At 65.1% G+C, this 911-nt stretch carries 1 protein-coding gene; it reads right to left on the minus strand.

Annotation, left to right across the window (positions count from 1 at the left end):
* The coding region (locus HK22_RS14745; RefSeq protein ID WP_233142734.1) for a solute carrier family 23 protein at positions 1–896 on the minus strand (896 nt) is incomplete at its 3' end.
* Positions 897–911 lie beyond the last annotated feature (15 nt).

Here is a 911-nt window from a genome sequence, read left to right on the forward strand (position 1 = left end):
AAAAACGGCGAGAACCCGAGCAGAATGGCGAACAGTCCGGCCACAGCGAAGGTCAGCGTCGAACAGACCCGCGACAGCGCCATGACGCCGATATTCTCGACATAGGTGGTCACACCCGTGCCGCCGAGACTGGCCGCCAGCATCGTCGCCAGCCCGTCCCCGAGGAACGCACGCCCCGTCAGGTGATCCAGGGGGCGCCCCGTCATGGCCCCGATCGCCTTGAGATGCCCAAGATTCTCCGCCACCAGAACCAGCGCGACAGGTGCCAGCAGAATGGCCGCATGGCCGGTAAAACGTGGTGCCGTCAGATGCGGCATCCCGATCAACGGGGCGGACAGAACTTCGGAGAAATCCATCGCCGGCGCCAGATGCAGCCCGTTCGCCACCACGACATACACAAGCGTGGACACAATCAGGGACAGCAGGATCGACAGCCGCCGCAGATACGGACCGCCATAGACTGCCAGCAGCGCCGTACACAGCAGCGCAAAAATGCCGCAGGCCGTCCCGGCCCCGCCATGCCCGAGCCCGCGCGACGCCACAGGCGCCAGGTTGAGCCCGATCGCCGCGCCAATCGCCCCGGTGACGGATGGCGGCATGAGGCGCTCGATCCACCCCGAGCCCGTCATCCGGACCAGAACCCCGATCAGCGCATACACCACGCCCGCGACGAAAATTCCGCCGCAGGCCAGTGCGATATCGGGGTTCGGACCATGCCCGGAATATCCGGTCAGCGCCACGACGAGGGCGATGAAGGAAAAACTCGATCCCAGATAGCTCGGGATCCGACCGCCGGTGATGAGGAAGAACAGGATCGTCCCCAGCCCCGAGCACAGGATCGCCACATTGGGGTCAAACCCCATCAGCAGCGGCCCCACAACGGTCGATCCCGTCATCGCAAGGACATGCTG

Origin of the sequence: Gluconobacter sp. DsW_056, assembly GCF_002153595.1 — a bacterium.
Taxonomy (GTDB): domain Bacteria; phylum Pseudomonadota; class Alphaproteobacteria; order Acetobacterales; family Acetobacteraceae; genus Gluconobacter; species Gluconobacter albidus.